This window comes from Sorangium sp. So ce185, assembly GCF_051526825.1.
GTDB classification, from domain to species: Bacteria; Myxococcota_A; Polyangia; order Polyangiales; family Polyangiaceae; genus Sorangium; species Sorangium cellulosum_D.
The window spans coordinates 2,589,097-2,612,871 of record NZ_CP150316.1 but is presented as its reverse complement, the minus strand read 5'-3'; the positions used below and the strand labels follow the sequence as shown (position 1 = coordinate 2,612,871).

Here is a 23,775-nt window from a genome sequence, read left to right as displayed (position 1 = left end):
GCCGAGCCGTGGTCAGATTTGAACATGAAGGCGGGAAGGCGGGAAGAAAACATCAATGATCTTCCCGCCTTCCCGCCTTCATGGGGACACTCTCTGGGCAAAGTCGACAACCACCCGGGCGCGCGCCGGGGGCGCCGCGTGAGGGCGCTCTCGCTCAAGGCGAAGGCGATCGCGCTGTTCGCGGGGATCGCGCTCGTCCCCGTGGCCGTCGCCGTCACGCTCCTCGCCGACGTGAACCGGCGCGCCGTGCGGACGTCCGAGGAGGCCTTGCAGGCGGCGATCCTCTCCGAGGTAGCCTCGGTCTCGATCCAGCTCGTCCGGGACGTCGAGAGCGACGTCGTCGCGGCGGCGGCCATCTTCGGTCATGCCGCGGGCGGCGCGATCCGGGACGAGGATGCGGTCGCGTCGGTGCGGGCCCTCGTCGCGACGCGCGCGCTTGTCGACGCGGTGCGGCTCGAGGTGCCCGACGCGGGGATCGGCACCGTGATCCGCAAGGCCTCGTCCGGCGCGGACGTCCCCGCGGCGCCGGCCGCGCTGCGCCGGCTCGCGGACGAGCGCGGGGTCGGCTTCGGCGTGGTCGGTCCGGCGCGGGGCCTCCTCGTGGCCCGCGTGCGGTCCTCCGGCGGGGCGGGCGCGGCCGGCGCGGCGCCCGCCGGCGCGGCCGACGCGCCCGCCGGCGCGGCCGATGCGCCCGCCGGCGCGGCGCCGCCTTCCCCGGCCGGCCCTGCCGGCTACGTGGTCGCGGAGGTGGCGCTCGACGCGCTCGGGCGCGACCTCGCGGCGATCGCCGCGCGCCGCTTCGGCGGCCGCGAGGTGCGCCTGCTCATCGCGGGCCACGATCGCCGGGCGATCGCGGCGTTCGGCGTGCCGGGCGCGGCGCCGGGCGCCGACGTCTCGGCCTTGCCGCTCTGGGGCAAGCTCCCGCCGGGCGCGGTGTGGACCGACAAGATCAGCGTGCTCGGCCCGCACGACGAGGGCGGCCAGCGGATGATCGGCGCCATCGAGACGCTCCCCGACCTCGGCTGGGCGGTCGCGATCTGGCGCCCGGAGCCGGTGGCCTTCGCCGCGCTCGACGAGATGCGGCGCCGCGGCCTCGGGGTCGCCGCGGGCGCGCTCGCCCTCGCGCTCGTCCTCGCGGTCTTCACCGCCCGCCACGTGACGCGCCCGGTCCTCCACCTCGTCGCGCAGGCGCGGCTCATCGGCGCCCGGCGCTGGCGCGAGATCGCGCTCGGCGACGGGCTCCGCGGGCGGCGCGACGAGATCGGCGAGCTCGCCGCCTCGCTCGGCCGCATGGCCGCGGATCTCGAGCAGGGCGAGGCCGAGATCGCGCGGGAGGCGAAGCTCCGCGGCGATCTCGGCCGGTTCATGGACAAGGCCGTCGTCGACGCGATCGTGCGGGGCGAGCACCCGCTCGCGCTCGGCGGCAAGCGGGCGGCGGTGTCGGTGCTCTTCGCCGACGTTGTCGGCTTCACGCCGCTCGCCGAGTCGCGCGACGCCGAGCGCATGGTCGCCCTCCTCAACGAGCTCTTCTCGATGCTCACCGAGATCGTGTTCCGGCACGGGGGCACGGTCGACAAGTTCATCGGCGACTGCGTCATGGCCGTCTGGGGCGCCCCGCTCGCGCAGGCGGATCACGCGCGGCGCGCGCTCGCGGCCGCGGAGGACATGATGCGCTTCCTCGAGACGGCGAACGAGGAGTGGCGCGAGCGATACGACGTCGAGGTCCGCCTCGGCATCGGCGTGAACTCCGGAGAGGCGATCGTGGGCAACGTCGGCTCCGACAAGCGGATGGAGTACACGGTGATCGGCGACGTGGTGAACGTCGCCTCGCGGCTCGAGGCGATCGCGGCGCCGAACCAGGTGCTGGTCTCGGAGGCCACCCGGTCCCTCGCCGGCGACGCCTTCCCCCTGCGCGCGCTGGGCGAGCGCAACCTCACCGGGCGCAAGACGACCACGACCGTCTACGCGCTCGACCCGGACTGACGCCCGCCCGGCGCGCCCGCGGGGCGCTCAGCCGTGCACCGCGTTGATGATGCCGTCGAAGAACTCGGCGCAGCCGATGGCGTCGAGCATCCGGCTCCAGCCGATGTCGTCGAACGGCTGCGGCAGGCCGTGGTTGGTCAAGAGGACGCCGATGATCTCGAGATCCGGCTCCACCCACACGAACGTCCCGGCGCCGCCCGCCTTGCCGTACGCGCGCGGCGACAGGCGCATGCCGCCGTTCGAGAAGCGCCTCGTCCAGAGCTCCCATCCGAGGCCCTTCGGGGTGAAGAGCAGGTTGTTGATGGGCGAGGTGTCGGTCGCCGCCGCCGTCACCTGGGGCGTGTTGTTCTTCTTCATCTTTCGCACGAGGTCGGGCCGCAGGACCTCGGCGCCGCCGTAGGCGCCCCCGTTCATGATCATCTGGCAGAACACCGCGATGTCCATCGCCGTGGAGAAGACGCCGTCACACCCGGTGACGCCGCCCAGCGCGAAGTCCTGCTCGTCCTGCACCTCGCCGCGGACGACGTAGCCCCGGAGGGGCGAGTACCCCGTGGCCGCGATGCGCTCGAGCAGCTCCGGGGGCGGGTTGTACATCGTGTCGTTCATGCCGAGAGGCTCCCAGATCCGGGCGCGCGCGACGGCGTCCAGATCGTCCCCCGCGGCGGCCTCGATCATGCGCCCGAGGAGGCGGTACGTGAGATCGCTGTAGAGCACCGACGTGCCCGTCGCGTACTCGAGCGGCGTCTCGGCCATGATGCGCCACGCGGTCTCGTCGTCCGGCTCGTCCAGGCGCTGGTTGTCCATCGGCAGGCCGGCCGAGTAACGGAGCATGTCGTAGACGGAGATGCCCCCCTTTCCGTTGGCGGCGAACTCCGGCAGGTAGCTGGCCACCGGATCGCTCAGCTCGATCACCCCCTCCTGCACGAGCGCGAGCGCCGAGGCGGCCGTCGAGAGCACCTTGGTCATCGATTGCAGGTCGAAGATCGTGTCGAGCGTCACCGGCTCGTCCGCGCCGGCGACCTTGCTCCCGAAGGCCCGGTGCCCCACGACGACCCCGTTCCGCGCGACCAGCGCGGTGGCGCCGGGGAACAGGCCCTCGCTCACCCGGCGTTGAATCCGTGCGAACACGTCCTCGAGCCGTTCGGAGCTCATGCTCACGTCCTCGGGCTGCCCCGGGGTGAGCCTGGTGCAGGTGGCGCCTCTCCACGGGTCCGAGCCGAGCGCGGGCGCCGCGGCGGCGACCGCGGCGAGCTGGGTCATCCCTTGCAAGAAGTGCCTGCGGTTGAACGCTCGTCGTTGATCGATCATGGCTCTTCCCAACCTTGCTTTCATAAGGAACGAATGGTTCCACGGTGTCGCCTCGGCGGCGCCGGGCGCATTCGACGTGGGCGTCTGTCGCGAGGAGTCGCAATTTACACGCCAGCGTTGCCTGTTTTCTTCCCCTCCTGCTGCATCGCCGACGAGATCGACTATCTCGCTGCCTTTTCAGCCGAGCGGCTGGGCGCGTCTCTGCCATTTGGGTTGGCACGGCGGCAATCGAAGCGCAATCGATTGCGGGATGACGCAAGCCGATGTGCGCTCCCCGCGACATCCAGGACGCCCCTGGAGGAGCGTGGACGAATGGACAGCACGTTTTCGACCGCGCTTCGAGGCGACGGCGGACACCGCGCTCGGGCGTCGCTCCACGGGCGCGCATCGCCTCCGGGCGGCGCGCCCGAGCGGCTCGATCGACGCGGACGTCGCCTCTCGAGGTGCGCGCCACGCCGTCAGGCGGCCAGCGCGAGAGGAGACATCCACGCGAGCTGGGTCGAGGGCAGCCCCGCGATCTGCCCGTTACCGCATCTGCCGCCCATTCGCCGGTTCCGATCTGTCTTTTGCCAGCCAGCCCTCGTCGTCGAATGGATGGTTTAGAGAGCAGCATTACGGATTCGGCGCGATAGCAGGATACCGACGGAGCTTCCCTGTCGCGACGCCGCCGCGCGCCGCGATACCCTCTGTCCTTTCCCATCTCGGGACGGGCGGGTGGCCCGCCCGCACCGAGCGCGCGGCTCCCCGGCCCGCCGGTGCGCCAGGATCGAGCCGCGCCAGCGACGCCGGTGCTCCGCGGTCGAGTCTGCGTGCTCCGGCATGCACCTGCGGGCCAGGGCATGCACCTGCGGGCCAGGGCATGCACCTGCGGGCCAGGGCATGCACCTGCGGGCCAGGGCATGCACCTGCGGGCCAGGGCATGCACCTGCGGGCCAGGGCATGCACCTGCGGGCCAGGGCATGCAGCTCCCGCGGACACACGACCGCAGAGGAGGATCCGGCTACCGCTCGTGGCGGATCTCGAGACGACCGCTCAGGCCGCCCACCGCGCGGCGACCGCTTGATTTCTCGGCGAAAGCGGGTCGCGCCGCACGACGCACGCTCGGCGCGGCCCGGGCGTCGTCACTGCGGATGAGCCCGCCAGCAGACGACGGGACGGGCGGAGGCGGTATAAAACTGACCACCTCCGCGTCCGGGCAGCATCGACGCACCGCCCCATCCCTTGCGCGGGCAAACCTAAATCGATATCATATGAGCTCGGGATAGACAACGGCAGAAGCGCACTACGACAGAGAGTCCACGCGGCTCCACGTAGCCTGTTGTGTCTTGTCTCATTGTCACAGCCCCAGTGAGGCACCTTTGTCACCCGGACGACAGAGCCACTGAACTCTTTCATGGTTCTGCTGTCCTGGCACCGACTCTGACGTTGGCATCAACCGTGAATACGCTCCGACGCGAGGGCCGAATGGCTCTGCAAGTGGGGCGCATGAGCTCCGGGACGGCATGAGCGAACATTGCTTTCGCAGCGCGCAGGGCTGTTCGCAGCAGCGCGCCGCGCGGGGGGCTTCGTTATAGAAGCCCGCTCGGTACAACATGGCTGCATGGAGACCGGCGCGAGAGCGCCGGCTGGCGACCACAGGTCGAGATCGATCCAGGCGGACGCGCACCCGACGGACGGGGCCGCCCGAGCGCGCGATCGATCGATGGGACTCGTGAATGGCTCATGACGAACCGGTGTTCTGTGCGCGTTGAACGGTCAAACCAAAACAAGAACCTGTCACCACGAGGATAAAACAACCATGAAGTCGCTCAAGTCTCGCGTTCTGTCTGGCGTCGGCGCTGCTCTCGTTGCCATCAGCATGTCGACCACCGCCCTGGCGTCGTGGTCGGCTCCGGATCACACCGACGTGCCGAACTACTCGAGCGTGACCAGCGCGCTCGGCCTCATCACCGCCCAGATCACGGACATCGTCGCGCTGGTCGGCGTGAACGCCGAGGACATCAAGGTCGTCTACCTCGAGGACATCCTCTCGGGCGACGAGCTCGTGAACGTGGACAACACGCTGAACAACCTCCTCGTGAAGCTCCAGCTCGTCAACCTTCAGAACACGCTGAACGGGATCGACATCCTCAACAACGTGAAGATCGGCGACATCCTCAGCGACAACGACGTCGACATCAGCGATGTCGTCGCCGTCAAGGTCTTCGACGACGGCAAGGTCCTCGTGTTCTGCAAGTGAGGCCTGCCCCGCGGCGCTGAGCGCCGGCATCGCGAGATCGAAGCCGGGAGGCGCGCTGCCTCCGGGCTTCGATCAGCCGAAATGACCGAAATAGATCGCAAAGAATAACAAAGAACCTGTCACCACGAGGATAAAACAACCATGAAGTCGCTCAAGTCTCGCGTTCTGTCTGGCGTCGGCGCTGCTCTCGTTGCCATCAGCATGTCGACCACCGCCCTGGCGTCGTGGTCGGCTCCGGATCACACCGACGTGCCGAACTACTCGAGCGTGACCAGCGCGCTCGGCCTCATCACCGCCCAGATCACGGACGTCATCGCGCTGGTCGGCGTGAACGCCGAGGACATCAAGGTCGTCTACCTCGAGGACATCCTCTCGGGCGACGAGCTCGTGAACGTGGACAACACGCTGAACAACCTCCTCGTGAAGCTCCAGCTCGTCAACCTTCAGAACACGCTGAACGGGATCGACATCCTCAACAACGTGAAGATCGGCGACATCCTCAGCGACAACGACGTCGACATCAGCGATGTCGTCGCCGTCAAGGTCTTCGACGACGGCAAGGTCCTCGTGTTCTGCAAGTGAGGCCTGCCCCGCGGCGCTGAGCGCCGGCATCGCGAGATCGAAGCCCGGGAGGCGCGCTGCCCTCCCGGGCTTCGCTCGGTCAAGATGACCGACTGCCCGGTCATCTTGACCGGCTGCGCGGCGCTCCGTCCCGCGCGACCGCCGCAAAATCCGGCGATCGCGGCCTGGCCTCCGAGGTGCTCTCGGGTGCCCCCGTGGTCCGCTCGCCCGCGCCGCCCTCGGTCCTCGAGCGCGCTGCCCGGCCGAGGGGCCCGGGAGGCAACCGCGATGCATCATCGGATGGACGTGCTCTCGCCCGCGTTTCGCGCCGACCCGTATCCCTGGTACGCCGAGCTGCGCCGCGCGGCGCCGGTCTGCCAGGTCGAGCCCGGCGGAATGTGGGCCGTGAGCCGGTACGAGGACGTGCTCTTCGTCCTCAGGAACCCGGAGCTCTTCTCGTCGCACGGCTTCAAGGCGGCGTGGCAGCCGCCCTGGGTGGGGTACAACCCGCTCGCCAACTCGATGCTCGCCCTGGATCCGCCGGCGCACACGCGCCTCCGCGGGCTCATCCACCGGGCGTTCGGGGCGCGCACCGTGGCCCGCCTCGCGCCGCGCGTCCGCGCCGTCGCCGAGGAGCTCGCGAGCGGCCTCGCGGGAGAGCTCGACGTCGTCGACGCGCTCGCGATGCCGCTCCCGGCCTTCGTCATCGGCGAGGTGCTCGGGCTCGACCACGGGCTCCGCCGGCACTTCAAGCGCTGGGCCGACGACATCCTCTCGGTCACGCCCGGCCCGGAGCCCCCCGCGCACGCCGAGCGCGTCCGGACGACGATCGCCGAGCTGACGGGGTACCTGAGCGACGTCGTCGCGGCGCGCCGCCGCGCCCCGGCGGACGACACCGTGAGCGACCTGATCCGCGCCGAGGCCGACGGACAGGCGCTGACGGACACCGAGATCGTCGACTTCCTCGTCTTGCTCCTGCTCGGGGGGCTCGAGACGACGACCCACCTGCTCGGCAACGCGCTCCTCTTCCTCGCCGATCATCCGGAGATGCTGCGGCGCCTGCGCGACGCGCCCGACCTCGTGCCGCTCTTCCTCGAAGAGGTGCTCCGGTACGACGGTCCGAGCCAGTCCGTGCCCCGGCTGACGACCCGGGAGGTGGAGCTCGCCGGGGCGACGCTGCCGCCGGGGGCGCTCGTGCTCGCGCTCGTCGCCTCGGCCAACCGCGACGAGCGGCAGTACCCCGAGCCGGATCGGTTCGACCTGCACCGCGGCTCTCACGGAGGGCTCCAGTTCGGGCACGGCATCCACTTCTGCATCGGCGCGGCGCTGGCCCGCATGGAGGCCCGCGCGGCGCTGGAAGCGCTGATCGCGCGCTTCGCCCGGATCGAGCGCTGCCCCGGGGAGATCGTCTACAACCGCACCCTCACCGTGCGCGGCCCGGTCGCCTTGCCGCTGCGGTTCTTCGCCGGGCCGGCGTGAGGCGCGGCAAGTTGACCAGACCAACGCGCCGGGAGGCGCAGGGCGCGTCACCCGCTCTCTCCGGCCGCGGCAAAAGGGCCCTGCCGCGCCTGCCATCTTGACAGAGGTCGCGCTCGCGCTATCCTCGCCACACCGGTCCGGAACAGGATCCGTCATTCCACCGACCGCCGAGTCATGACGGGCCGCGCAAGCGCCAGGCGACGATAGACGCAGAGACGTCCCCGTGCCGCACAGGCCGGGGATGACGAGGTCGCGCCATGCGAAAGGCGGAAATCGACGCCCTGGTGCGCGCGCATCGGGGCCGTGCCCGTCCCGTCGCCTTCTTTCATGTGCTCCGCCAGCCGGTGCTCGAGCCGGACGATCATGCCTTCTTGTCCGAGCACATCGAGGAGCTCGGGACATCCGATCTCCTGCGCTGGAGGGCGCGGTGCGAGAGCGGCTTCAGCGGGCCAGTGATTCAGCAGCTCGCCCGGCTCGCGATCCGGGATCCGGCGCACTTCCAGCACGAGGTGCTGGGCGTGCCGCGGCTCACGCTCGCTGAGGAGGAGTGGATCGAGCTCTCGGATCTCGTGCGCGGCAAGGTCCCGGCGGCGATCTACGAGCGCGTGCTCGCGCGCTGCCGGCGCGAGCCCGTCCAGTGGCCCTCGGAGTTCGTCCTCTCGCCGAAGGTCCGCAGTGAGCCGCTCCTCGACGGCGACGAGCTCGACGGCCTCGCCGAGCGCCCCGCGCTGCGCGATCTGCCGGTCGCGAAGATCCTCGCGGCGCGGCGGGCGGGGTTGCTGTCGCTCGACGACGGCGCGCTGGCCGCGCTGGCGATGGAGCGCGCGCGCGGCTCGGACGAGGACTGGAGCGCTCATATCCGCCGTTTTCCTGCCGTGCTCCGGGACGCGATCCTCGAGAAGGCGCGGCGGACGCCGCGGGGGTCGGAGCGGGCGAACCTGCTCGTCTGGCTGGAGGCGCACGGCGTGGCGCGGGCCGCGCTGCTCGACATCGCGCTCGGGTCGATCCGGGCGGGGGGCGACGCGTATGCCGTGCTCCCCTGGCTCGCGCGCCAGCTGACGACGCGGGCCGCCTGGGACAAGCACGGTCTCGAGACGCTCTCTGCGCTGATGTCGCGGCGCGCCTTCTCGGAGATAGGCGAGCTCGTGACGCTCGCGTGGAGCGAGGCCGGCCAGGGCGGCAAGGAGGTCTCGCGCGGCTTCCTCGAGGCGATCCAGGTCGCCTTCGCGCTGGTCCTGCTCGGGATGGCGCGAGAGGCGCTCGCGGCGGGCCACCAGGAAGGCGCGACGGCGGCGCTGTCGGCGCTCGCGTGCCTCGACCCGCCGTCGCGGGTGAGCCGCGCGGTCCACGAGCTCCGGCGGGTCCCGGGCGCGAGCCAGGACGTCGCGGAGCTCATCGCGGTGAACGAGCGGCTCGTGAAGCACAGCGACGCGCGCGACGCCTCCCTCGAGGGGTTCGTGGCCGCGCTCCACGCGATCGCCGACGCGTCCTGCTGAGCGCCGCCGGCGCGGCGCCGCTCGCCGCCGCGGCGGCGACACAGCGGCTCGCGGCCGGCGGCGCGTGACGTAGCGCGCGACGCGGGCGCCGGCGGCGCGTGACGTAGCGCGCGCCGCGCTCGACGCGGGGATTCGATGGGGGAGCGCCGTCGCCCTCCCTTCGAGGGCGGGGGCCGACTGCCTTCCTTCCATCGCGAGGGCGGGCGGTCGCCTCCTCTTCCCACGCGGTGGTCGGCCGCTGCCTTCGCTTCCGAGCGATCGCGGCCGATCGCCTTCGCTTCCAATGCGGGGACCGGCCTTGCCTCCCCTCGAACGTCGACTCTGTGAGGAGCACGCCGATGTCGTTCATCAACTATGCGACCCGGGAGATCTACTGCAAGATCGTCTATTACGGGCCCGGGCTCTGCGGGAAGACGACGAACCTTCAGTACGTGTACGATCGGACGGTGCCGAACGCCAAGGGGCGGCTCATCTCGCTGAAGACGGAGAGCGATCGCACGCTGTTCTTCGATTTTCTGCCGCTCGATCTCGGGGGCCTGTCGGGCTTCCGGACGCGCCTCCAGCTCTACACCGTGCCGGGCCAGATCTTCTATCGAGCGAGCCGGAAGCTGATCTTGAAGGGGATGGATGGCGTCGTGTTCGTGGCGGACTCGCAGCGCGCCCGGCTCGACGCGAACCTGGAGTCGATGGCCGATCTCTGGGACAACCTCGCCGAGGAGGGCCGCTCGCCCGGGCGGCTGCCGCTCGTGATCCAGTACAACAAGCGGGATCTCGACGGGATCGCCGACGTCGCGGAGCTCCGCGCGCTCCTCAACCCGGGCGGAGCGCCCGATTTCGAGGCCGCGGCGGCGAGCGGCCGCGGCGTGTTCGACACCCTGCGGGCGATCGCGAAGCTCGCCCTCAAGGAGATGGATCGCGGGCGCCGCTGAGGCCTTTTGCGCGCAGATGGGCTCGTGCACGAGGGCACGGCGCCGTATCCTCGCGTTGCGTCGAGGCCGGCGCCTGCGCCTCGACCTCCTCGTCGTCCCCCCTTTCCCAGCAACCCCTCGTCGTGGAGGCGAGCCATGCCTGACGACCGTCTCACCGCCGCCGAGCTCCGCGAGATCTGGGCGGTCCTGTCCCCCGCGGAGCGCGTCGAGAGCTTCGAGCACGTCGACCGGAGCGAGGTCCACAGCTTCTTCCTGAGTCTGTCCGGGCAGGAGCAGGCGGCCATCCTGCTCGCGATGAACAGCGGTGAGCGGCAGCTCTGGATGCGGCTCCTCGCGCCCGACGACGCGGCGGACGTGATCCAGCTCGTTCCGCCGCAAGACCGCGACTCGTTCCTCGAGATGCTCGACGAGCCGACGCGGCGTGAGGTGACGGCGCTCATGGCGTACGCCGAGGACGCGGCCGGCGGCCTGATGAGCCCGCGGTTCGCGCGCCTGCGGCCCGACATGAAGGTCGGCGAGGCCATCCGGTACCTGCAGCGGCAGGCCCAGGAGAAGCTCGAGACGATCTATTACGCGTACGTGCTCGACCAGGAGCAGCGGCTGCAGGGCGTGGTGTCCTTCAGGGACCTCTTCGTCGCGCCGGGCGACAAGCTGGTGTCCGAGGTCATGCGCCGGGACGTCATCTCGGTGCCCGACACGCTGGACGAGGAGGCGGTCGCGCGCGTCATCGCGCACCACGATCTCAACGCGCTCCCGGTCGTCGACGCCGAGGGCCGGATGAAGGGCATCGTGACGGTCGACGACATCGTCGACGTCGTGCAGCAGGCGGCCACCGAGGACATCCAGAAGCTCGGCGGCATGGAGGCGCTCGACACGCCGTACATGCAGACCAGCATGCTGGCCATGGTGAAGAAGCGCGGCGGCTGGCTCTCGGCGCTCTTCCTCGGCGAGATGCTCACCGCGAGCGCCATGGGGCATTACGAGGAGGAGATCGCGAGGGCGGTCGTGCTCGCGCTCTTCGTTCCGCTCATCATCTCGAGCGGCGGCAACTCCGGGTCCCAGGCGACGACGTTGATCATCCGCGCGATGGCGCTCGGCGAGGTCACGATAAAGGACTGGTGGCGCATCGTCCGACGCGAGCTCACCGCCGGGCTGTCGCTCGGCGTCATCCTCGCCACGATCGGTCTGGTCCGCATCCTCGTGTGGCAGGCCATCTTCCACACGTACGGGGAGCACTACCGCGAGGTGGCCGCCACCGTCGCCATCAGCCTGATCGGCATCGTCACCTGGGGAACGCTCGCGGGCTCGATGCTGCCCTTCGCGATCCGCCGGCTCGGCTTCGACCCGGCCAGCGCCTCCGCGCCGTTCGTCGCGACCCTCGTCGACGTCTCGGGGCTCGTCATCTACTTCAACGTCGCGCAGATCGTCCTCCAGGGCACCCTGCTGTGATGCTCGGCCCCCGGCGCGGCCCGCGCGCTCGAAGATCGTGACGGTGAACCTCGTGCCGAACGACTCGGACGCGTGCTACGACGCGTGCCTGGACGACGGCGAGCTCCCGCCGAGCCAGCGCGCGCAGGCCTGCACCGCCGCGCCTCTAGCCGCGTCGGCCCCCACGACCACTGCACATCTGTCCACATCCTGTGGACTTTCTGTGGACAATCGAACCCGGCACGCCGCCGCGGCGCGTGAGCTGCGAGGCGCGGGTTCCTCGGAGGAGCCACGGATCCGGCGCCGTGCCCCGTCCGGCAGCGACAAGGATTCTCACGGAGGAGCTCGCTCGGCGGCCCGCGCAAGGGTCGCGGGGGATGTCGAGAGACCACCGACAAGGTCGGGGTTCACGGCCCGCCGCCATCGGGCGTCAGCGGGAGCCAGAGGCGTTCTCGTGCGCCGCGAAAACTCCGATTTGTCGAAAGCGCACGTTTTTTTGAGACTCTGGTGATTGAGTCCGAGCTGCCGGAGCAACATGGAGGTCGTTCCTTGATCCTCGCCCTCCGGGGCATCCGGTCGAATGATCCGCCGGCCCCGGGCAGCGAGGACCTTTCGCGGATCGCCTCGTGCGCCGCGCGTTATGAAAGGATTTTTCCATGCGAGCTTGCTTATCCGCAGCAACGGCCACTGCCCTCGTGCTCCTCGGGGCGTGTGTCATGGATGACGCGTACGGGCCTGAAGGAGGGCTCGAGCAACAAGGGGCCTTGGATCAGCCGCTGACGGGCGACGGGCTGACCGCGACGCTGACGTACGCGTCGGACTGGGGGAACGGGTACTGCGCCGACGTCGCGATCCAGAACACGGGAACGGCGGCGACGACGACCTGGCGGATCGCCATCGACATGAACGGCTCCGCCCTGGCGAACTCCTGGAACGCCGACGCGCGCGAGAGCGGATCGCAGCTCGTCGCGACGCCGAAAAGCCACAACGCGAGCCTGGCCCCCGGTGCATCGACGAGCTTCGGCTTCTGCGCCACGGCGAGCGGTCCCACGCAGCGCCCGGCGCTCGCGAGCGTGACGGCAGGCGGGTCCGGAAGCAGCGCCAGCAGCAGCGCTAGCAGCAGCAGCGCCAGCAGCAGCAGCGCCAGCAGTGGCGCAGGCGGCAGCGGCGGCTCCGGCGCCAGCAGCAGCGCCAGCAGTGGCGCAGGCGGCAGCGGCGGCTCCGGCGGCAGCGGCGGCTCCGCGCCGAGCGGCCACTACCAGATGGAGGACCTCGATCGCGGCGTGGTCGCCGTCAAGGTTTCCAACGGCGTTTACGTCGGGTGGAGGATGTTCGGTTACGAATACGAGCCGGCGAACCCGAATGCCATCTCGTACGACGTCTACCGGAACGGCACGCGCATCGCGAACGTCACCAACAGCACCAATTACCTCGACACCGCCGGCACCACCTCGTCGACGTACTCCATCCGGGCCGTCGTCGGCGGCGCCGCTCAGGCAGCCTCGCCCGCCGCTGCCACGTGGGGCCAGAACTACCTCCGCATCCCGCTCGAAAAGCCCGCCAACGGAGCGACGCCCTCGAAGTGCGACAACGCGGGCGAGAGCTATTCGTACTCCGCGAACGACGCGAGCACCGGCGACGTGGACGGCGACGGACAATACGAGATCATCCTGAAGTGGGATCCGTCGAACGCCAAGGACAACTCCCAGGCCGGCTGCACCGGGCCCGTGTACCTCGACGCCTACAAGCTCGACGGGCGGCGGCTGTGGCGCATCGACCTCGGGAGGAACATCCGGGCAGGCGCGCACTACACGCAGTTCGTGGTGTACGACTTCGACGGCGACGGGAAAGCGGAGGTCGCCGTGAAGACCGCTCCAGGCACGCGCGACGGGACGGGCGCGTACCTGCGCCGAGGGCCCGCCGCCTCCGACGACGACGCGGCGGACCACAGGAACGGCGCGGGGTACGTGCTCAGCGGCCCCGAGTACCTGACCGTGTTCGGCGGGCCCGACGGCGCAGAGCGCGCGACGGTGGCGTTCGACGTGCCCCGCGGGACGGTCTCGTCCTGGGGGGACTCGTACGGCAATCGGGTCGACCGGTTCCTGGCGAGCGCCGGATTCGTGAGCGACCTCGGGAGAGGACAGGAGGCGAGCGGCCGGCCGGCGATCCTGATGGCCCGCGGCTATTACACGCGCGCCACGATCACCGCCTGGAGCTTCCGCGACGGGAGCCTCACCCAGATCTGGAAGGCCGACAGCAACGCGAACACCGCCTACACGGGCCAAGGCGCCCACTCGATGGCGGTGGCCGACGTCGACGCCGACGGCGCGCAGGAGGTGATTTACGGCGCCTCCACGATCGACAGCAACGGCACCCGGAAGTGCTCGACGAACTTCGGGCACGGCGACGCGCTGCACGTGAGCGACTTCGTCCTCTCGCGTCCGGGGCTCGAGGTGTTCATGCCCCACGAGGACGGCAGCAAGCCGACCTACGACATCCACGACGCGAACACCTGCGCGGTCCTCCGGCAGGGGCCGGTCACGGGCGCCGACACCGGCCGCGGCGTGGCGGGCGACGTGCTCGCGAGCAACGCCGGCGCCGAGATGTGGACCAACTCCACGGGAGGCCTCCTGTCCGCCACGAGCGGGTCGAGCGTCGGGAGCCAGCCTGCCTCGGCGAACTTCCTGATCTGGTGGGACGCGGACGAGCTGCGCGAGCTGCAGAACAATACGTCGATCACCAAGTACGGCGGAGGCTCGCTGCTCAGCTGCAGCCAGTGCGCCTCGAACAACGGCACGAAGTCGACGCCTGCGCTCACGGCCGACCTGCTCGGCGACTGGCGGGAAGAGATCGTGTGGCGCGAATCCAACGACGCCGCGCTGCGGCTGTACACGACGACGAGCGTGACGACGCGGCGGATCTACACGTTGATGCACGATCCGCAGTACCGCATGCAGATCACCTCGGAGCAGACCGCCTACAACCAGCCGCCTCACCCGAGCTTCCATATCGGCGGCGGGATGGCGGCGCCCCCCAGGCCGGACATCCACGTGAGGTGACGCCGACCGCGCACGGCGGGCAGGTCGCCCGGCGCGAGGCCGCGGCGCGGCCTGCCCGCCAGCGCGCGAGGGCGTGACGTCGAGCGGTCGGGGCGCCGCGCGCGCCACCGGCCGAGCGAAGCGTCGGGGCGCGGGAGCTGCGGGCCGGAGGCGCCGAAGCTGCGGGCCGGGGGCGCCGGAGCTGGGGGCCGGGGGGCGCCGGAGCTGCGGGCCGGAGGGCGCCGGAGCTGCGGGCCGGGGGGGCGTCGGAGCTGCGGGCCGGGAGCTCACTTGCGGTACTGCGCGAGCAGCAGGCCGGCGTCCGCGGTGCCGTCGGCGACGAAGCCCGCCATGGTGCGGGCGCCGGTCTCGTTGAAGTGGGTGCCGTCGACCGAGCCATCGGCCCGGACGAGGAAGAAGTCCTCGCCCGCCGCCACGCACCCGATCGAGTTCAGATGGGCGAGGGTCTTCTCGTTGAGATCGATGACGGGCACGTCGAGGTCGCCCCCGAGCTCCCGCATGGCCTTGGCATACGCGGCCATGCCGTTGCCGAAATCGTGGCTGTCCCCGGTGCACGATCTCCGCGGGGGCGGGGTGACGAGCACCGGGATGGCGTCGCGCGCTTGCGCGCCCGTGATGTACTGCTCGAGGTACGATTTGAAGTCCGTCGCGGGGTCGAGGTAATAGGGAATCGTGGCGCCGTCGTGCTCGTACGTCGCGTTCTTGTTGCTGTCGTTGGTGCCGAACTGCACCAGCAGGTAATCGCCGCGCTGGATGTCGTCGAGGATGTCGGCCAGACGCTCCTCGTCGATGAACCGGCGCGCGGTGCGGCCGCCGATGGCCCGGTTCTCGATGTGCACCCGCGCGTCGAAGAACTCTCCGAGCATCTGGCCCCAGCCCGCCTGGTGAATGGGGCTGTTCACGTACGTCTGAACGGTCGAGTCGCCGGCGATGTAGACCGAGACGTCGGGCAGCGCGGCGGCGCCGCCGCCGCCTTCAGAGCCGCCTGAGGCGCTCGTGGGCCCTCCGGCGGCGGCGCCGGCGCCCGAGCCGCCGGCGCCTGCGCTGCCGGCGCTCGCGCTGCCGCCGGCGCCCGAGCCGCCGGCGCCCGTGACGCTGGCGCCCGAGCCGCCGGCGCCCGTGACGCTGGCGCCCGTGACGCTGCCCGCGTCGCCCGCGCCGCTGCCGCTCTGCGCATGCGCGGGGGGCGGGTCGTCGGCGTCAGCTGGGTCACAGCCGCCGGACGCGAGGCCGGCGACGAGGAGAGGAAGCACGACGGTCAAGAAGAGGGGGCGCGTTCGCATGACAAGCTCCTGCAGGAAAACAACGGATGGAGGAAGTGCGCCTCGGTGCGGGCGGCGGGGAGACAGGGGGGGTAGCCGACCGAGCGCGGATGCGCAGCGGGGAGGCGCGCGAGGGGCGGGGTAAGCGGTGAGAAGCAGGGTCGCATGGTCGAAATCGTGCGAAGCGCCGCCCGGCACCGCAGTGCTCTCCACGTGGGCCGAAGCGGGCGCGATCAATCACGGGTAGGCCGGACGTCCTGTGAGAACCGAATCTGTTTCACCAGGGTGCAAAATTACACATTGAAGGCGTCGCAGGTCTCCGCGGATCTCAACCACGGTCGGGTCAGCCCAACCTCGGTGACCTCAACCCCGGTCGGGTCGGCCACCTCAACCCAGCGACGAGCTCAACCCCGGTCGGGTCGGCCCAACCCCGGGCCGGCCCAACCCCAACCACGGTCGGGCCGGCCAACCCCAACCACGGTCGGGTCGGCCCAACCCCAACCACGGTCGGGTCCGGCCTGGTCCGGTCCCGCCACCGCAACCACGGTCAGCTCGCCCGGCTCGGCTCCACCGCAACCACGGTCAGCTCGCCCGGCTCGCCCGTCGGCGTGAGCGGCCGTCAGAGCTCGACGCCGAGGAGCACGCCTGGCCGCAGCCGGTAGCGCGCAAGGACGGTCTCGGTCCCCTGAGCAAGCGACAGGTCGTAGCGGACGCGTGCGGGATCGAGCTCGACGAAGAGCTCCGTGAACACCCGGATATCCCGGCTCAGCGGCAGCTTCGCCACCGGACCGGCCACCAGCACGAGCGCGTTCGAGGCGCTCGCCTCCGCAGGCACGTACCCCGACGCCCCCGCGCTGCCCGGCCTCGGCGCCGCGTCCACATGATCGACGCCCGCACCGAGGCGCACCCCGAGCTCGATCGGCATCACGCCCGTGGCCACCGGGTAAAGCCAGCAGACGTCCGCCCGGAGCGTGATCGTCCGGAGATCCAGGCCGATCCGCGGCTCCTCGTAACGCCGCTCGAACTGGTACTGAAAGCGCGCGTCGAGGGCGACCCGGTGTCGGCCCCAGCCCCCGCCGAGCGCCACGCGCACCCCGGGGCCGTGCGTCAGACCCACCTCGGCGGAGTGCGCCGTCACCCCGTAGAACACCCCGAGCTCCAAGGCGCGCCGCGACGCCGCGGGCGCCGGCACCTCGGCGGGGACCTCGGGAGACGCCGTCTGGCGGAGGATGAGCGCGCGCGCCTGCTCCCGATCCAGCGAGGCGCGCGCATCCACGCGCAGCGACCGCAGCGACAGCTCCACGACCTGCGCCACGGACTCGCGATCGAGCTCGTCGAAGCGGCCCGAGAGCTCGATCGAGCGCACCAGGAAGCGATCGGCCACGGGATCCGTGAAGTAGAGCGCCGCGCGGCGCGGATCGCTCACGTCGATCCAGCACGAGAGGGTCACGCCGGACGAGGCTCGCGTCGCGAAGAGCGCCGCCGCGTCGAACCGCGGCGCGATCCGGAAGCGGACCGCGAACGCGGAGAGCGCCTGGGATTCGAGCGCCGTCCGGATCGCGCCGAGGTGGTCCGCAGCGCCCGTGAGCGCGATCTCCACGACCGGCGCTCCAGGCACCGGCGCTCCGGACACCGGCGCTCCGGGCACCGGCGCCCCAGGCACCGGCGCTCCGGACACCGGCGCTCCGGACACCGGCGCCCCAGGCACCGGCGCCCCGGGCGCCCCCGCCATCCCGTCGCGCGCCAGGGCGCTCGCCGAGGAGAGCGCCGCGGCCGCGGCGACCGCGAGACAGAACGCCCCGCGCTGCGCGATCGCCCGCCGCGTGATCACCCTCCGAGCTCGGCGAGACGGCGGCGCGCGTGCTCGACGTACGGCGAGCCCGGGTGCTCCCGGAGCAGGCGCCGCCAGTTCTGGGCCTCGTCGGCCGAGCGGCCGAGCGCCCTCAAGGCGCGCCCGCGGCCGTACAGCGCCTCGACCGAGAGCGGCCGCGCGCCGGCCACGCCGAGGTACCGGTCGAACTGCGCGAGCGCCGCCCCGGGCGAGCCGGTGTTGAGGAGCAGGCTGCCCAGCGACACGAGCGAGAGCGTGGCCTCCGGCGACGTCGCGAAGCTCTTCTGGAGCGAGCGATAGAGCTCGATGGCGCGCTGGGAGCTCCCGGCGCGCCGCGCGTCGTTGGCCTCCCGGAAGAGCTGCCCCGCGGTCGCCGCCGCGGAGGACGGCGCTGCCGCGCTCGGCCCCCGCGCCGCGTCGCGCGGCCTCGGACCAGGCGCCGCGACCTCCGGCAGCGCCGCCGGCGGCGCCGAGCGCGCCGCCCCGCTCGGCCCCGCCGGCGGCGCGACGGCCGCCGCGCGCTCGTCCGCAGGTGGATTCGCCTCGGGGAGCGCCGCCCCGCGCGGACGGGACACCGCCGCGCGCACCGCGGGCTCGATCGCGCGGGCGCTCGGCCGCGGCGCCGCCTCCGGGCGCGGACCGACGAGCACCGTGGCGGCGCCGGCCACGCCGCAGGCGAGCACGGCCGCCACGGCGCAGAGCCAAACGCTGCGCCGCCACCTGGCCCCGGGCCGCCCCGCGAGGCCGCCCTCCGGCCGCGCATCGCCGTCTCCGCGCCGGACGTCGTTGTCGGGTCGCACCCCCACGCCCGCGCGCCACACCGCCGCGCCCTCGCCGCCCACGCCCGCGGGCCACACCGCCGCCCCCTGGCGCCGCAGATCGATCGCGACCCCGCCGAGCGCGGCGTTCGCGATGCGCGCGAGGAGCTCCGCGTCCCCGGGCTCCGCCGCGCCCACGGCGTCGAAATCCTGCGCGAGCTCCCAGGTGATCCGGCACGACTCGCAGGAGCCGAGGTGGGCGTCGAAGGCGAGCCGGTCGGGCTCGGTCGCGACGCCGCGGCGCACCCGCGTGAGGAGCTCGCTCCGGCAGTCCGCGCTCACGATTCCCTCCCGCGGAAGAGCTCGGCGAGCTTCGCGTTGTTGGCGAGCGCGCGCCGCAGCGCCTCCTTGCCGAGCCGGAGGCGGCTCCACACCGTGTTCGGAGACACGCGGGCCAGCGCCGCGATCTCGTCGACCGTGTAGCCGAGCACGAAGTGAAGGGCGAGCGCCTCGGCGGTCGACTCCGGCATCCTGTCGAGCACCTCGAGCACCATCTCGCGCCGCCTGTTCGAGACCGTCTCGGCGAACGGCGACGCGCCGCTCTCGTCGGGCGCGATCTCGACCGGCGCGTCCGGCTCGTCGAAGCGCTCGCGCACGCGGAGGCGCCGGCGCGCGCCGAGCGCGGTCATCACCGCGATGCGGCTCGCGAAATGGAGCACGGTGCACTCGGCGCGGAAGGAGGGCAGGGCCTGGAGCAGCGCGAGCACGGCTTCCTGGGTTACATCCTCGACGTCGGGGTGATGAGGGCCGAGCACCTTCCTCACGCTCCTCAACATGGCCCCGCCGAGCTCGGTGATGAGCGTGCGGATGGCCGCGGGGTCGCGCGCCGCCGCGGCCCGAGCGAGCCCGAGCAGGTCATCCGCCCGCGGAGCTGCTCCCTCCGGCGGCATGGGGAGATCGGTCGCGGGCTTTCGCACGTTGACGACAATGCACGAGGCCAGAACACCGGGTCAAGGCGCACCGAGAGCGCCGGACGCCCGCAGCCCGGCGGTGACGCTCGGGAGCTGCTTGGGACGAGCGGCGCGCAGGGGTTGCACACGGCCCGACTGCCCACCCTCACTCGCCGGACGGAAATGGGATGTCAGCGCTGGTGACGAGGAGAGCACCGACGTTGGGAGTCTCACCGCTGCTCCAGGCAAACCGCCGTGCTCGCGTGGCGAACGCGGCTCGCACGTCACGGCCCTCCGGAGCGCGGCCAGCCGTCGCTGTCCCACACCAGCTCGGAGATCCGCAGCGTGGGGGCGCCGTTCGCCTGGGCGTCGTAGGCGTGATAGAGGTTGTAGGCCCGGCCGCCGTCGAACACGACCGCGTTGTGTCCTGGCCCCCGCCACCGTGCGTCGCCTTGGACGAGCAGGGTGCCTCCTCCGGACCTCATCTCCCTGCCCTCCTTGTCCACGTAAGGTCCGGTGATGCTCGTCGAGCGGCCGACGGCGATCTTGTACGTGCTGTCCGTGCCGCGGCAGCACGCGTCGAACGAGACGAACAGGTAATAGAATCCGCAGCGCCGGACGATGAACGGCGCCTCGAGCGCCCCGCTGGCGTCGGGGCGCGAGGCGAGCGCGTGGAGCTCCGCGTCGGCCCGCTCTCCCGACGGGGTGAGCTTCACCATCTTGATGCCGCTCCAGAAGCTCCCGAACACGAGCCACGGCGTCCCCTCCTCGTCGATGGCCACGTTGGGGTCGATCGCGTTCCAGTCGTCCCGCGTCCCGTCGTTCGAGCAGATGGCGGCGCCGCGGTCCGCCCAGGGCTCTCGGGTGTCGAGCGACGCCTTCGTCGCGTGCCCGATGCACGACTTGTTGCTGCCGAACGTGGAGGCGGAGTAATACAGATGGTAGGTGTCCCCGAAGCGAGAGATATCGGGCGCCCAGAGGTGGTCCACGCCTGGCACCTTGTTGCTCAGCCAGGCGGGTTTCGCGTCGAACACCCGACCGGCATCCTGCCAGTCGACGAGGTTCGTGGAGACCTTCATGGGGAGCCTGTCCCCCGTCTGGAACAGGTGATATCGGTCGCCCGCCTTGATGACCACCGGGTCGTGGGTCCCCAGGTTTCCGGACAGACGCAGCGCCTCGGGCGGGCTCGCCGGGTCGAGCGTCGCTTCTGCGCACCGGTCGCCGACCTCTCCGCCGCCGGCTCCCCCCGCGCCGCCGGTCGCCCCTGCGCCGCCGGTCGCCCCTGCGCCGCCGGCCCCGCCCGCTCCCCCGGCGCCGCCCACGCCCGCCGTCGTGCCGGCGTCACCTCCCGCGCCGCTGGTCGATGAGGCGGACGCGGTCGTCGCGGAGGTGGTGGCGCCGGTGGTGCCGCTGTCCTGACCACCGGTGCCGGCCCCCGGGCCGGGCGACTCCGAGCTGCAATGGAGCGACGCGACGACGCTGAGCAGGCCCCACGCGCGCGCAGACCCCCGTCGTACCCGAAATCGGCAAAGCATGAAGCGCATCTGAGACTCCTGAAGATCCCTGACAGACCAATCGTTCATCGACGGACCGCCCGTGGGCGGTCAACGCACGGACCTCGCGTGCTCCCCCGCGGCCCCACCGCGCTCCCCGGCGGAGCGACGGTGAGGTTGGCTCCCTCTCCTGTCCTCGAACGTCATCGGGAACCTGTCCCTCCTCGTTTCCCCGTGGATCGGAGCGCCTGCAATCAATCACCGGTCGCTCGAATTTCTCGCGATCAGCTCAGAGAATTTCATTACAGCAGCAAAATTGCACCAAGGAAGGACACCGCGGCTCCATGCGGTCGCGCGCGTGTGCCGCGGAGGGGTCGCCTGTGCGCGCGGCTCCTCCAGCGCCGCCCGCGTGCGCCGCGACCGCTACGGGGCCATCTCCGCGATGCGCGGGGCCTGAGCGTGCGGGGTCACGGCGCGACGCGGTGGGCTTCGTAGATATCCGCCACGTTGGTCCGTGTCGACGCGAAGAACAGGACGGAGCCGTCCGGGGAGAGGTGCGGATCGGTGTCGCGCTCCTCGGGGAGGTTCACCGGCTCCTCGAGCGGCGCTGCCTCCTCGAACGCCGCTTCGGCGCTCGCCCGTCGTGCCCAGAACAGGTCTCCCCCTCCCTGGCGGCTCGATCGGAACAGGATCTGCTTGCCGTCGTCGAACAGGAACGGGCCGCCCTCGTCACCCGGGCCGTCCAGCCCGGCGATCGGGACGAGCGCGCTCCAGTCGTCCTCCGGGCGTTCGCGCGACGCGATCGCGAGGTACGTCTCCGCGTCCGCGGGCGTGACGCCGGTCACGACGACGAGCCCTGCGGAATCGACGTGAGCGCCTATCACCGTGGCGCCCTCGACGGCGAGGGCGTCCACGTACGCTGGCGTCCCCCACGGGTCGTCCCGGCTGGCGCGCTCGGCGAGCCAGACGCCCTCCGGCTCGCGCGCGCTGTAGAACCAGATGCGGAGCCCATCCCCGGAGACGCAGGGGGTATCCTCGATGCTCTCGGCCAGGTTGATGTTCTCCACGGCGCGCGGCGCGTCCCAGGGCGATCCCACCCCAGCCCGCCGCGACGTCCAGATGTCCCGGCTCCCCCCGCGATCGGACATGAAATAGATCTCGAGCAGATCGTCCGTGAGGGTCGGGTCCTCTTCCCTTGCGCTGCTGTTGATCTCCGTCACCGCCGTCGGCGCCTCGAACCTCGGCCGCTCTGGCGCGCCCGCGCCGCCTCCGCCCTGCCCCGGCGAGAGCGCGCCGATCACGACGCGCTGGTCCTCGCACCCCGCCCCGCCGATCGCGAGCCACAGCCCCGCCGCCGCAATCCTCCGGAACCCGCTCATCGATCTCCGCCGACGATCAGAACCCCGCGCTTCCCCATGCTCCCCCTTTCACCATGGAAGGCCCCGTGAGGGGGAGCTCGTCGCGCGGGGCCTCACCCGATCCCGGCCTCGCTCGGCCGCGCGACGGCCTTGTCATCCGCCGCCTGGAGGGGCACATGGGGGAACCACAGCGCCACCACGAAGCCGACCAGGCCCATGCCCGCGATGATCCAGAACACCGTCGTGAGGCCCGACGTGAGCGCCTCCCCGAGGTGCTGCAAGATCGACGGATCGAGCCCCCGCGCCCCCTCTGCCGTGAGCAGCCGGCTCGCCGCGTCCGCGGGGATGGTCGGGTCCTTGGCGAGCTCAGCCGTGAGCACGCCGCCCATGACGCCGACCGCCACCACGCCGCCGAGCAGCCGGGAGAACATCGTGCTCGCCGTGGCGATCCCGCGCTGATCCCAGGCGACGCTGCTCTGCACCGCGATGAGCAGCGCGACGTTGGACAGCCCCATGCCCACGCCGAAGACCAGCGTCGTCGCGCGGAGCATCAGCGGCGTGTCGTGCGTCCCGCCGATCGCGAGCGCGAGCCCCGCCGCCGCGGTGAAGCCGAGGCCCGCCCAGATGAGCGGGCGGAACCCGACGCGCGGGATGAGCCGCCCGCCGATCGCGCTCGCGACCGGCCAGCCGATCAGCATCGGCGCGATCGCGCTCCCGGCCTCCGTCGGCGTGCCGCGGAGCACGCCCTGCACGAAGAGCGGCACGAACGTGATGGTGCCCATCATCGCGCCGCCCAGGATGGCGCCGGCCACGTTGGAGGTGAGCATCACCGGCCGCCGGAAGAGCGGCAGCGGGATCATCGGCTCGGGGGCCCGGCGCTCGACGGCGAAGAACACGGCGAACAGCACAACCGCCGCGATCGAGGCGAACAGCGTCGTCCCCCCGCCGAGCCTCCCCGTGGCGAGGAGCAGCGCGACCACGCCGGCGGACAGGAGCCCCGCGCCGAGGAAATCGAGCGCGTGAGGCCGCTTGTCGATGCGCTCGTGGAACGCGCTCGCCACGAGCGCGACGGACGCGATGCCGAACGGGATGTTCATGTAGAAGACCCAGCGCCACGAGAAGTAGTGCACGATGAGCCCCCCCACCATCGGGCCGATGATGCCGAACAGCCCCCAGGCGGCCCCGAAGACGCCCTGGATGCGCGCGCGCTCGTTGAGATCGAAGATGTCGCCCGAGATGGTCATCGCCATCGGCTGCATCGCCCCGGCGCCGGCCCCCTGGAGCGCGCGGAAGGCGATGAGCTGCGGCATCGACCGCGCCGCGCCGCTCGCGATCGAGCCGATCAGGAACACGGCGATGCCGAACAGCATCACCGGCTTGCGGCCGTAGATGTCCGAGAGCTTGCCGCAGATGGGCACCAGCACCGACGAGGTGAGCAGGTAGGCGGTGGTGACCCAGGCGTACTGTTGAATGCCGCCGAGATCGCCGATCACGGTGGGCATCGCGGTGGCCACCACCGTCGACTCGAGGGCGGCCATGGCGAGGGAGAGGATCAGCCCGACGACGGTGAGGGCGCGGTGGGTCTTGCGTTCTGAAGCCATGCAGGTGGTTGGGGATGTGGTGTGGACGAGCCGGCGCGGC

General features: G+C 71.5%; 16 protein-coding genes. 8 read left to right on the top strand and 8 right to left on the bottom strand.

The window, feature by feature from the left end:
- Positions 1-24: 24 nt before the first annotated feature.
- Complete coding sequence (locus tag WMF26_RS09750) at positions 25-1,983, top strand: adenylate/guanylate cyclase domain-containing protein (RefSeq protein WP_438000091.1); 1,959 nt, start codon at positions 25-27, stop codon at positions 1,981-1,983.
- Between the two features lie 27 nt (positions 1,984-2,010).
- Here the strand turns inward: WMF26_RS09750 and WMF26_RS09745 are convergent, their stop codons facing one another.
- The gene (locus WMF26_RS09745) at positions 2,011-3,291 is read right to left on the bottom strand and encodes a serine hydrolase domain-containing protein (protein ID WP_438000090.1); all 1,281 of its coding nucleotides are present in this window, start codon (positions 3,289-3,291) and stop codon (positions 2,011-2,013) included.
- Between the two features lie 1,798 nt (positions 3,292-5,089).
- Between WMF26_RS09745 and WMF26_RS09740 the strand changes: the two genes are divergently transcribed.
- The 7 genes from WMF26_RS09740 to WMF26_RS09710 all read left to right on the top strand — a co-directional run bounded on the left by WMF26_RS09740 (position 5,090) and on the right by WMF26_RS09710 (position 14,482).
- Positions 5,090-5,530, top strand: coding sequence for a hypothetical protein (locus tag WMF26_RS09740; RefSeq protein WP_438000089.1), 441 nt, complete (start codon positions 5,090-5,092; stop codon positions 5,528-5,530).
- A gap of 141 nt (positions 5,531-5,671) precedes the next feature.
- Complete coding sequence (locus WMF26_RS09735) at positions 5,672-6,112, top strand: hypothetical protein (protein ID WP_061621141.1); 441 nt, start codon at positions 5,672-5,674, stop codon at positions 6,110-6,112.
- Positions 6,113-6,379: 267 nt separating this feature from the next.
- Positions 6,380-7,570, top strand: coding sequence for a cytochrome P450 (locus tag WMF26_RS09730; protein ID WP_438000088.1), 1,191 nt, complete (start codon positions 6,380-6,382; stop codon positions 7,568-7,570).
- A gap of 257 nt (positions 7,571-7,827) precedes the next feature.
- Positions 7,828-9,066: a hypothetical protein gene (locus WMF26_RS09725; RefSeq protein ID WP_438000087.1), complete on the top strand. Its 1,239-nt coding sequence runs from the start codon at positions 7,828-7,830 to the stop codon at positions 9,064-9,066.
- Between the two features lie 338 nt (positions 9,067-9,404).
- Complete coding sequence (locus WMF26_RS09720; RefSeq protein WP_438000086.1) at positions 9,405-9,995, top strand: GTP-binding protein; 591 nt, start codon at positions 9,405-9,407, stop codon at positions 9,993-9,995.
- A 135-nt stretch (positions 9,996-10,130) separates the two neighbouring features.
- The gene (mgtE, locus tag WMF26_RS09715; RefSeq protein ID WP_438000085.1) at positions 10,131-11,444 is read left to right on the top strand and encodes a magnesium transporter; all 1,314 of its coding nucleotides are present in this window, start codon (positions 10,131-10,133) and stop codon (positions 11,442-11,444) included.
- A gap of 743 nt (positions 11,445-12,187) precedes the next feature.
- Positions 12,188-14,482 carry a cellulose binding domain-containing protein gene (locus tag WMF26_RS09710; RefSeq protein ID WP_438000084.1) on the top strand — a complete coding sequence of 765 codons (2,295 nt, stop codon included), beginning with the start codon at positions 12,188-12,190 and terminating at the stop codon, positions 14,480-14,482.
- Between the two features lie 266 nt (positions 14,483-14,748).
- Here the strand turns inward: WMF26_RS09710 and WMF26_RS09705 are convergent, their stop codons facing one another.
- From WMF26_RS09705 to WMF26_RS09675, 7 genes are all read right to left on the bottom strand, one after another.
- Positions 14,749-15,765: a rhamnogalacturonan acetylesterase gene (locus tag WMF26_RS09705; protein WP_438000083.1), complete on the bottom strand. Its 1,017-nt coding sequence runs from the start codon at positions 15,763-15,765 to the stop codon at positions 14,749-14,751.
- 598 nt (positions 15,766-16,363) lie between these two features.
- Positions 16,364-17,575: a hypothetical protein gene (locus WMF26_RS09700; RefSeq protein ID WP_438000082.1), complete on the bottom strand. Its 1,212-nt coding sequence runs from the start codon at positions 17,573-17,575 to the stop codon at positions 16,364-16,366.
- Positions 17,572-18,675, bottom strand: a complete 1,104-nt coding sequence (locus WMF26_RS09695) for a tetratricopeptide repeat protein (RefSeq protein WP_438000081.1) — start codon at positions 18,673-18,675, stop codon at positions 17,572-17,574. Before WMF26_RS09695 ends, WMF26_RS09700 begins: the two co-directional genes overlap by 4 nt.
- A complete protein-coding gene (locus WMF26_RS09690) occupies positions 18,672-19,310 on the bottom strand; it encodes an RNA polymerase sigma factor (protein WP_437336879.1) in 639 nt (212 codons plus the stop codon). The genes WMF26_RS09695 and WMF26_RS09690 overlap by 4 nt, the downstream gene beginning before the upstream one ends.
- Positions 19,311-19,567: 257 nt before the next feature.
- A complete protein-coding gene (locus WMF26_RS09685) occupies positions 19,568-20,818 on the bottom strand; it encodes an arabinan endo-1,5-alpha-L-arabinosidase (protein ID WP_438000080.1) in 1,251 nt (416 codons plus the stop codon).
- Between the two features lie 425 nt (positions 20,819-21,243).
- Positions 21,244-22,155 (bottom strand): hypothetical protein, encoded by a 912-nt coding sequence (locus WMF26_RS09680; protein ID WP_438000079.1) that lies wholly within the window; start codon positions 22,153-22,155, stop codon positions 21,244-21,246.
- Between the two features lie 92 nt (positions 22,156-22,247).
- The gene (locus WMF26_RS09675; protein ID WP_438000078.1) at positions 22,248-23,735 is read right to left on the bottom strand and encodes an MDR family MFS transporter; all 1,488 of its coding nucleotides are present in this window, start codon (positions 23,733-23,735) and stop codon (positions 22,248-22,250) included.
- Between the last annotated feature and the right edge of the window lie 40 nt (positions 23,736-23,775).

Excerpts from the sequence above, each read along its gene's own strand:
- WMF26_RS09740 (WP_438000089.1), top strand. The coding sequence starts at position 5,090 with ATGAAGTCGCTCAAGTCTCGCGTTCTGTCTGGCGTCGGCGCTGCTCTC.
- WMF26_RS09730 (WP_438000088.1), top strand. The coding sequence starts at position 6,380 with ATGCATCATCGGATGGACGTGCTCTCGCCCGCGTTTCGCGCCGACCCG.
- WMF26_RS09725 (WP_438000087.1), top strand. The coding sequence starts at position 7,828 with ATGCGAAAGGCGGAAATCGACGCCCTGGTGCGCGCGCATCGGGGCCGT.
- WMF26_RS09685 (WP_438000080.1), bottom strand. The coding sequence starts at position 20,818 with ATGCTTTGCCGATTTCGGGTACGACGGGGGTCTGCGCGCGCGTGGGGC.
- WMF26_RS09680 (WP_438000079.1), bottom strand. The coding sequence starts at position 22,155 with ATGAGCGGGTTCCGGAGGATTGCGGCGGCGGGGCTGTGGCTCGCGATC.
- WMF26_RS09745 (WP_438000090.1), bottom strand. The coding sequence starts at position 3,291 with ATGATCGATCAACGACGAGCGTTCAACCGCAGGCACTTCTTGCAAGGG.
- WMF26_RS09705 (WP_438000083.1), bottom strand. The coding sequence starts at position 15,765 with ATGCGAACGCGCCCCCTCTTCTTGACCGTCGTGCTTCCTCTCCTCGTC.
- mgtE (WP_438000085.1), top strand. The coding sequence starts at position 10,131 with ATGCCTGACGACCGTCTCACCGCCGCCGAGCTCCGCGAGATCTGGGCG.
- WMF26_RS09750 (WP_438000091.1), top strand. The coding sequence starts at position 25 with ATGAAGGCGGGAAGGCGGGAAGAAAACATCAATGATCTTCCCGCCTTC.
- WMF26_RS09675 (WP_438000078.1), bottom strand. The coding sequence starts at position 23,735 with ATGGCTTCAGAACGCAAGACCCACCGCGCCCTCACCGTCGTCGGGCTG.
- WMF26_RS09720 (WP_438000086.1), top strand. The coding sequence starts at position 9,405 with ATGTCGTTCATCAACTATGCGACCCGGGAGATCTACTGCAAGATCGTC.
- WMF26_RS09735 (WP_061621141.1), top strand. The coding sequence starts at position 5,672 with ATGAAGTCGCTCAAGTCTCGCGTTCTGTCTGGCGTCGGCGCTGCTCTC.